Source organism: Streptomyces sp. NPDC001904 (assembly GCF_040297005.1).
Taxonomy (GTDB): domain Bacteria; phylum Actinomycetota; class Actinomycetes; order Streptomycetales; family Streptomycetaceae; genus Streptomyces.
This window is the reverse complement of sequence record NZ_JBEOYI010000061.1, coordinates 1-8,892: the sequence shown is the minus strand read 5'-3', so window position 1 is coordinate 8,892 and position 8,892 is coordinate 1. Positions and strand designations below refer to the sequence as shown.

The window sequence follows — 8,892 nt, the reverse complement described above, 5'->3', positions numbered from 1 at the left end:
GGGGCGCCCGGGGGGGGGGGCCCGCCCCGCCCCCCCCCCCCGGGGGGCCCCCCCCCCCCCGGGGGCGGGGGGGGGGGGGGCCCCCCGGGGGGGGGGGGGGGGGCGCGCCCCCCCCCCCCGCGACGGGGCGTTCTGCTGTTACGCGGTGCCGTTCTTCTTCGTCGGCCGGTGCGGGGCGACCGCATCGGCCTCGACCTCGGACAGGGCGTAGCTGCCGCCGTCGTGGGCGCCCAGTTCCTCAAGGAGCAGCAGCCACGCGGCCTTCTCCGCGCTCAGGCACTGCCACGACTTGGGCTCTCGAAGCGCGTACTCATAGGCGGCGGCGACCTGTGCGAACACCACGTGCATGCTGCGGGCCTTGGGGAGCGCGGAGATGGCGGTCACGGCCTCGCCGTGGCTCTTGGCCGAGATGCCGAGGAAGGGGGCGATGTCCGTGGCGCCGGACTTCTGGGCGAAGTCGGCATAGAAGTACGGCATGGTCACCAGAGCGGTCTGAGCGAACAGCCGCGCCGCCTCCGGCAGGGCCTTGCTACTGCGCGCCAGCTTGGTCGCGAAGGCCTGCCGGGTGGTGCGCGCCGCCATCCATGCCCGGTTGCGGGCCACGGTGTTGGCGCGCTCTGCCCGCTCCTTGTCGGACAGCTTGTTCTTGGGCGCCTTGGCCTCGGGGCGCACCTTGTGGCCGTGCTCCACGGGGGCGGCGCAGTGCCAGACGGGCTCGTGCTCGTCGCTGAGGCGCGCACTGTGTCCGGCGCAGCCGGTGTGCATCTCCTCGGTGAGCGTGTTCCCCAGACTCGTCATCAGCTCCGACAGCGGGCGCGGCCGGTCCTTGATCGGGGTGTACTCGTACGCGTAAGCCGGTCGCAGTAGCGGCGTTCCGGCGTCCGCGAGGGCCTGGACGGCGGCGTCGTGTTTGGTGGCGTCGGCCATCTCCGCGTGCAGCAGCGCGAGTTCCTGGTCCCAATGACCGCGGCCGCCCCGGCCTTCCTCGTGGTCGCGCTGGAGGGCGCCCAAGAGGCGACGCTCAGCACCGGTGACCGACTCGACCTCGGCGAACTGGGCGGTCTGCTCCAGATCCATGCCACCGGCGCTCGCGCGCCGCAGTTCGGCATCGCTGAGCTTCTGTGCCTTCTTGACCTGCTGGGCGGCCTTGCGTCCCAGGCCGAGGGCCTTGGCGGCCTGGGCGCGCTCGATGCCGTCCATGCCGACCAGCGCCAGCTCAGCCGCCTTCAGTGTGTCCCGCTGGGGCATGTCCTGGCGGTGGTCGTTCTCGACCAGGCTCAGGAAGCGGGTCCAGTGGTCATTGCCCACGAGGTCGTCCCGGACGTATGCAGGGACGGGTCGCTTCGGTCGCTGCTCGTCGTCGGCGGCAGCGTTCGCGATCTGGGCGGCCTGGGCGCGCCGCCAGCCCTTGAACGCGCCGTAGGTGCCGTCGGGGAGCGGCCGGACGCTGATCGGGTCCTGGACGCCGATCCCCTTGACGGACGTGATCAGTTTCTCGTCCGGAGCCGGGTCGGTCTCGCGGGCGTTGCTGATGTCGCGAACGATCAGCGACGGGTCCAGCTCGATGGGCGTCAACTGCCCCTGAAGTGCGGTGTGGTCGGTGTTCTGTGGGGTGGTCGTGGGCGACTCGGTGACGGTGGTCACGGTGAACTCCTGTGAGAGTGACGGACTTTTTGGCGGTGTCGGGAGGAACCACCCTCCCGACAAGTTCCATAATACCGAAATGGTGAGGTGGGGCAACTCAATTAATCCGGCGTGTCCCACCCCCGGCTCTTCGGCGCGGGAGGTCAGCCGCGCCGCGCCTGACGGAGAGCCGCGTGCCGGACGCAGGCGAACACGTTCCGGTCCGGACCCTTCAGGCGTCTGATCACGGCGACAACGGTGCGGCTGTGCGGGTGCCCGCAGTCCACGCAATGCCGGTCGTCGGCTGCCGAGCCGGACGGAGCGGGGTGCTGCATGGTGGGCGGTGGTCGTCTCATGGCTGTGCCTTTCGGTGTGCGGAGGAAAGGGCGGTCAGTGGTCTGGGGCGGCGGAGAGAGCAGGCGGCCTCTGGGCACAAGAGGCGCTGAGAGCAACCCTTGTGATCCCGCACGACTACGCGCCGGACGCCCACAGAGCCTCGATCTCCTCCGGCCACGCGCAGTCTTCTTCGCACCGGTCGTAGGTGCGATCACAGGGGCAGCGGGGAGCGTCGCGCGTGATCTCCACGCATGACCAGGCGTGCCGGTCGAGTTCCACCCCTCCGGCCAGACGCACCCTCGTGCCCTGGAGCATGTAGTCGCTGTCGGCGGAGAGCACCGGACCGTAGACCGTGTTCGTGCCGTCGAAGAAGCGGAAGTGGTCGCCCAGGCTGAGCGCGTGAACGAACTGCGGGTCCGGCATGTGCCCGCGCCATGCCGGGTCGGCCTGCTCGGCCTTGTCCAGATGGGTCCAGATGCGGTGTGCGGTGTCGTAGCCGATGGGCCTGCGGCAGGTGTGGGCGTAGCACTGCCGCACCGTGCGGAAACTGCGGGGAGAGCGCATGGGTGTCTCCGGGCGTGTAGGGCCAGTGAGTCGCCGGCGGCGTAGAGGACGGGGTGCCCGTGCGGGGGCTCCGTGCGTCAGCGCCCTGCGATCCAGCCCTCGGAAGCGTTGTCCGCCTCCCAGCGAGCGACCGCCGCAGTCGTGTAGGCGACCTCCTCGGCGGACAACTCATCCAGGGCCTGGACGGTGAAAACGCGCGTGAGCACCCTGCGGCTTCGCAAGTCCTTCTGCGCCGCTCGCAGTTCCTCCCGCGCTGCATCCTGGTCAGGAAGCACCGCGATCACGCGCCGCACCTTGGCGCCGTCCCACAGAACCCAGTGCGGCAGAAAGTCGGCGACGGTGTGGGGGCGGGCCGGGCCGAGCGCGGTGTCCCTCAGCTGGGCCTGTGCGCCGGTCAGCAACTCGTCCACCTCCGCGCTGATATTGCGCAAGCTGTGCGGGTTCCGGACCAGCCACACGCGCGCCTGCTCCCAGTGGGTGGCGTACTGGAGCGGGCCGAACACGCTGATGATGCGGCGCGCCCGGTTGCCGCGCTCGGTGTTCCTGCTGGTAGCGAGGTTGGCGGCGTTGGTGACCTGCGTCTGCGTCCAGCGGAGTGCGGCGGCCGCGCATGACGTGCCGTAGTAGCAGACGGCGCCGTCTTCGTTCCCGTCCTGGTCAAGCGGCATCAGTGCCACGGTGCGCTTGAGATTCGTGCGGCCGCAGCACCCGCACTCGGTGCAGTCGTCGACGACCCCCTTGATTACGAACTGGGGAGTGGAGCGGGCGACGGTAGGAGAGGTGCTCATAGGGTCTCCGAACTCTTGATGGCATGTTCCATAATACCTGACCGTGCGAGAGGGGCAACACCTTTTCTGCAGGTGAGCCCCTCCCGCTCCCTAGACCTGGCGGTCTGGAAGAAGCCTCAGCACGGTGCAGCAACGCCGCTACGGGAGCGTGGGGCGAGCCCTACCAGTTCCCTGCGGTAGCGGTCGCCGACCCGGTGGACATCGAGCGCGATATCCGCACTGACTTGAGCCAGCGCGGGCCCGATGCACGCCCGGTCCGCGATAGTGTCCCGCCCTCCAGCGAGCAGGAGCAGCAGCACAGGATCCGGTGTAACCAGCAGCCAGCGGGCGGCAGTCCACCACATAGCCGTGCACATCGCTGCATCTGCCCGGTGGCGGGCGGCGTTGGCATTCAACGAAGCCTCTTCGGCGGTGTTCGACGCGATGATGTCCCGCAGCCACTGGACCAGCTTGGGCGTCTCCTGACGGCGGGCGCGCTGGCGCAGCGTCAGAAGGTCCGCCCGGCCGCGGTAGTGCTCTCCTGCGGCGACCATGACCGCAGAGATCCCCTCGGCGGTCCTGGGCCCGGCACTGCGGCCCTCGGGACCGGATACCCACTGCGTCGCCCATTCGGCCGGCTCATGGCCCCGCGCGGGCAGATGCACGACCTTGCCTGTGTAGGCCCGGCCACGAATCCTCGGCAACGGCTCAGCCGTCTCGCTGAACGTGTCGTTCGCACTGCCGAGCGAAACTCGCACGGCATCGAACCTGTCCCACTGACGCGGGTCGTGGGAAGCAGTCACGTGCACAGTGCCGCGTGCGGCACCGGTCAGTTCGTAGAGGATCGCGCCGGTCTCGTCCGGCTCGGACGGCTGCACGCGGACGATGCCGAACGTGGTGTGAACCTTGAACACTTGCAGGTACTCCTCATCAACGAAGCCAGCGGGAGAGAGCATGTGGTGGGCCACGGTCAGCGCCGGAGGCGGGTCTTCTCCCGCCACCGTGCGACGGCCCGCCCGGTGCTCTGCCTCACGTCATCAGCGGCCAGATACAGGCGGGCGAGCGGGTGCAGCTGCGCTCTGTCGGCCCGGTATCGGTAAAGAGCGGCGAGCGTGGCGGCTGCCACACGGCGCGGAGACGCTCCGGCCGGTGCCAGCTTCTCCGGCTCCCAGAAGTCCAGGAACTCGACGACGTACTCCCACGGGACGGTGTCGCTCGCGCGGAAGACAACGACCTCGGCATCGGGTCCAGTCGCGGTGAGCCCGAACTGCTGCACTGCGACGACTCCCGTGTGCACGTTCAGGTGACCGGCCCGGATGAGCCACGCCTCCACTGCACGCAAGGTGCGACGCTCGGCGCTCGCACCGTGGAACTGGCGCTCCTGCGTTCCCCTGGAGCGCCACTCGGCACGGTCGCAGTGGCGGTAGTACGGTCCGCGCACCGCATCCCACACCTTCGCCGCGCGCAGCGCGGTGTCGTCGTCGACAGCCGTGCCGGGCCGAGGACTGACGGCCCAGACCGTCTTTCGAACCGTGCCGGTGCACAGCGAATCGATGTCCGGAGCCTCGTCACTGACGTCGACCTCGTGAACCCTTCCGTCGGGAAGCTGGCGCACCGTGACGAACATGTCCGGCGTCTTCATGGCCTGGGGCATGGATCCTCCAAGAAGCGGTGTGATGTGGGGGCGCGGCCGGCGGGGCACTGAGGGCTCCCTGCCGCTCGGGGGCTGGCCCTGTCCGGGGCGGCGCATCGCCGCCCCGGACAGGCGGAGTCGTCAGATCTGGCGCAGACAACCCAGGGGGATGCCGTCCATCTCCAGTTCCTCGACTCCCTGCGGTACGTCGATGCGGGAGGAACGGGCCCACCGAAGCGACTCCGTGGACTCCTTGGTGAACTTCACCGTCGCGGAACCTCGCGTGATGGTGGTGACGGTGCCGCGCTCGCCCTTCAGGGCAGCGGGCTTGATGTTGACGACCTGAACGCTCATCCCGACCACGATGGATGAGGCCGCAATCTGAGTGAGCGTCTTGCGCCGCTGCTTGATCACCTCGATGACTCGCGTGATGTCGTCCTCGGTGGCGTGCGCGCCGATGAACTCCGTCACGTCGGGGAGGCTGGTCTGCTGAGACTTGGGTTACTCCAGTGATCTCTAGTGGGTTGCCGGTGCGGTCCGGATGGACCGGGGCACCGCGCGCTGCAAAGGCGGGGAGTAGCGGCGGTAAGCGGGTGGTTTTCTTTGGCGCGCGGCTCGCTCCGCGAGCGGGGCGCGACGCCGCTACGCGGCGTTGGCCGGTGCGGAGCGCTCCGCACTCCGTGGGGGCGGGCGGAGCGCTCCGCGCTCTACCGGGGCGCGGCCGGTGGTGGCGTAGTAAGGCACTCCGTGCTCACTTCAGCGACGCGGGTACGGCGGTGTGGGGTGGGCCGGGGCGGCGGACCTGGAGGCCGCCGCCCCGGCCCCGGCGCCTAGGTGAGTAAGGCACTGCGGGGCTCGGGAACGGCAGAGCGCTCCCGAGCCGGGACGGCTAGACCGTCAGCAGCGCGAACGCCTTCTCCATGGCCGCGTCGGCGGTGCCGGTGATGATTCGCTCGGCGCGGCTGGCGGCCTTCTCCCGCTCGGTCTTGGCCTTGGCAGGCGCCACGTGGTTCACGTACTCGGTGATGGCGTTGTATCCGGCCCACCTGGTGCCGCGAATGGCGGCCTGAGTGTCGGCGTACTGGTAGAGGTTTGAGATCTTCGCCCAGCGCTTGCGCTGATTGCCCTGCGCGATCTTCCCGTCGCTGGTCATCGGGAAGACCTTGTCGACGACGTCTCGCAGTTCGTTCAGCGTGAGCTCGGCCTGGACCATGCGCTCGGCGGCCTTCTCGAACTCTTCGACGTACTTGAACCCCAGTCCCAGCACCTGGCGGGCTCGCGCGATCCGGGCCTTGGCCCCGGCCGTGTGGGAGACGGCGAACACGTTGGGCGCGCCCCTCAGTGCGGCACGCTGGGTGTTCGCGCACACCACCCGGATCGGGGTCACGATGATGCGGAACTTCGAGCTTCCGTCGTGGCTGTTGAACGCCGCGATGTACAGGTCGGTGCGGTCCGACCCGGCCACGGTCATGGTCTGCGGCAGCTTCATGGTCAAGAACACCTGGCGGCCGTTCTTCAACGACCCCGCCGTCTCGAAGTGCGCGCCGGACTCCTCAGTCAGGATGTTCAGGAACTCGGCGTGCTCCTCGTTCTGCACCGGGTGGTAATCGGTGCCGACCACTCCGAGCGTTTCCGGGCGTCCCGTCTTGGGGTGGTTCCGCACGCTGGCGAAGTGCTCGGGAACCGCAATCGACTCCGCGCCCTCGGGAGTGATCTCCGTGGCAGACAGACCCACCTTGCGCACGTTCCACCCGTCCAGCGATGCCAGGCGCATGGCCTCTTCGGCGGTCATCGCTCCGTCGGTGCGCACTCCGAGGCCGTGCCACGCGCTGAGGCGGGCGGAAGCGAAGGCGGCGGTACCGTCGGTGAACTGCTCGATTTCGTGAGCCACTTTGGGCCCCTTTCCTGTTGACGAACTTCGGCGGTGCTGTGGCGGAACCACCCGCTACAACATATTCCATAATACCTGCCATGAGAGGTGGGGCAGCTCATTTCCGCGAGCCGCCCCACCGGTTCACCCGCTGGGACTGACCGCGCCAGTCACTCCGGCGCCAACGCGTCCACGTACGTAGAGAGCGACTCCGATTGCACGTTGGCCAGCTTCCTGGACAACGCACCGGACCGCCAGCGGCCCAACTCGTACGAGGTGAGGACCCCTCCGACCCCGTCCGGCTCCTGGACTACGCGGCTCACCCAGTACCAACCGTGCGCGCTCGCGATGCTGCCGCTGTAGCGCACATGGTCGTACAGGGCGTACGGACTCTCCGCGCCCCGTAGGGCACCGACTACGAGTGAAGCGGGAAGCGGGACAGACTCAAGCGCGGGGCCCGTAGTCCCGGAGCGCACGCCTGCGATCCACCCGGCCTCGAACAGCGGCCTGACCACTCGCCCGGCCAGGCGGGAGACGTCATATCCCGCCCCCTTCGCGCTGCTTACCATCGCCGCGTAGGCGGCGCTCATCTGCTCTTCCTCGTGGTCACTCGGCCCCTGGGCGCGCGCCTCGGCCGGCATAAGTCGCGTGGTCATAGTTCGCCTCCTGGCGTAGAGATCGGTTGGGCCTGGGGGCCGATGCCCGGCCCCCAGGAACGAAACGGCTACTTCAGCCCGCGCGTCCGGAGCGCCTCGCTGAACCGGTAGGCGATCACTCGCTGATGCAGGATGCGCCCCCGCTCGTGGGCCTTGATGGCCTGGAGGATGACCGGACCGGTCTCGCTCTCATGGATGAGCTGAAAGTCGAATTCCGGGGAGACGGGCAGCATGAGGAGAATTGCCCCGGCCTCCGTGTTGATGCGAATTCCGGTGAAATTCTCGTCCAGATTGTGAACGATGGTCGCGGCGGAGAGGAGTTCCGGGCGGGGCAGGTGACCCGCGATGGCACGCGCACGCAGTGCGGCGGGAGTTTCAATGCCCTTGGACTGCTTGACCGTTCCGTTGGTGACCGTGATCTCCACGTTGAACCTTTCCCTTGACGAACTTCGGCGGTGATCGAGGAGCGGAACCACCCGCTCTCTCGACATGTTCCATAATACCGAAGATGGATCACGGTGCAAGCCGAAACGCGACACAACATCGCGCACACCATCTGACCTGCGATCCGACAGGCCATCTGACCAGCGATCCGACACCCCATCACGCAGGCCCTCACGCGCAAGGTCGGCATAAAACACCAGGTCAACGGCATTCCCTATGACCGGTACGACTCTGACAACCCCTCACACACACCCCCGACCACCTGACAGCAGAGAAGAAGGAACAGACAGCAGGCAGGACGGCGGCGCGCGCTCGGGGTCGGGGCTGCGGTGTGGAGTCGGGCGCGTCGGCGGAGCCTCCGCGCCCGGGTGGAGAAGGCGGAGAAGGCGCCCCACGGCCCCCTACGGGACACTCAAGGGATCGTCCGACCTGGAGCCGCTGCTGATCCCACCGGCGGCTCACTGAGCAGACAGAGGCGCGGTTCACCTTGGACGCGTCTTTATGGATGCGGCAATGGTGAGGCATACCAGAATTCGGCCTGGCTTCGGAATGACTCACAACTTGGCACTCTGGAAGTAGAGTTGGTGGTGTAGCAGGATATGAATCAACCATCTACGCGCAAGGGCTATGCGGGTTGATGGTAGTGGGTTCTCAGTCCAGAATCTATCCGCCTATCAGGTCTGACACACTAAAGATGTGATGGAGTGTCAGGCCTGATAGGCACCCCCACTGACACGGACTCACCGCCCTGCCGTAGGTGCGTAGTTCGCCTGATCGCGGAGCGATCAGGCCACTGACCGGCGCGGAGCGCGGGTCAGTGAGGGGCGGCGCGGAGCGGCGACCCGCCCCGGGCGGAGCCCGGGGGCAGTCCGGCGCCTGCGCCGGACCCGCCGCGTAGCGGCGGCGCGTCGTGTCTGCGGAGCATAGCATGAGCGTGTCGTCGCCCGCGATCGTGCCGAGGATGACGTGCAGCTCCGCCTGGTCGATGGCCGAGGCCAG

General features: G+C 68.3%; 8 protein-coding genes and 1 pseudogene. All 9 read right to left on the bottom strand.

Annotated elements, in window-relative coordinates; genetic code table 11:
* Window positions 1-138: 138 nt before the first annotated feature.
* A complete protein-coding gene (locus ABT127_RS39140; protein ID WP_351461325.1) occupies window positions 139-1,644 on the bottom strand; it encodes a ParB/RepB/Spo0J family partition protein in 1,506 nt (501 codons plus the stop codon).
* 450 nt (window positions 1,645-2,094) lie between these two features.
* On the bottom strand, window positions 2,095-2,523 hold the full coding sequence (locus ABT127_RS39135) for a hypothetical protein (protein ID WP_351461323.1): 429 nt from the start codon (window positions 2,521-2,523) through the stop codon (window positions 2,095-2,097).
* A 77-nt stretch (window positions 2,524-2,600) separates the two neighbouring features.
* Complete coding sequence (locus ABT127_RS39130; RefSeq protein ID WP_351461321.1) at window positions 2,601-3,311, bottom strand: hypothetical protein; 711 nt, start codon at window positions 3,309-3,311, stop codon at window positions 2,601-2,603.
* Between the two features lie 116 nt (window positions 3,312-3,427).
* Window positions 3,428-4,246: a hypothetical protein gene (locus ABT127_RS39125; RefSeq protein WP_351461318.1), complete on the bottom strand. Its 819-nt coding sequence runs from the start codon at window positions 4,244-4,246 to the stop codon at window positions 3,428-3,430.
* A gap of 14 nt (window positions 4,247-4,260) precedes the next feature.
* On the bottom strand, window positions 4,261-4,944 hold the full coding sequence (locus ABT127_RS39120) for a hypothetical protein (RefSeq protein ID WP_351461315.1): 684 nt from the start codon (window positions 4,942-4,944) through the stop codon (window positions 4,261-4,263).
* A 120-nt stretch (window positions 4,945-5,064) separates the two neighbouring features.
* On the bottom strand, window positions 5,065-5,394 hold the full coding sequence (locus tag ABT127_RS39115) for a hypothetical protein (RefSeq protein ID WP_351461314.1): 330 nt from the start codon (window positions 5,392-5,394) through the stop codon (window positions 5,065-5,067).
* Between the two features lie 418 nt (window positions 5,395-5,812).
* Complete coding sequence (locus tag ABT127_RS39110) at window positions 5,813-6,814, bottom strand: DUF932 domain-containing protein (RefSeq protein WP_351461328.1); 1,002 nt, start codon at window positions 6,812-6,814, stop codon at window positions 5,813-5,815.
* 703 nt (window positions 6,815-7,517) lie between these two features.
* Window positions 7,518-7,874: a hypothetical protein gene (locus tag ABT127_RS39105; protein WP_351461312.1), complete on the bottom strand. Its 357-nt coding sequence runs from the start codon at window positions 7,872-7,874 to the stop codon at window positions 7,518-7,520.
* A gap of 925 nt (window positions 7,875-8,799) precedes the next feature.
* Window positions 8,800-8,892, bottom strand: a pseudogene (locus ABT127_RS39100) (arginine repressor); the annotation flags it as partial.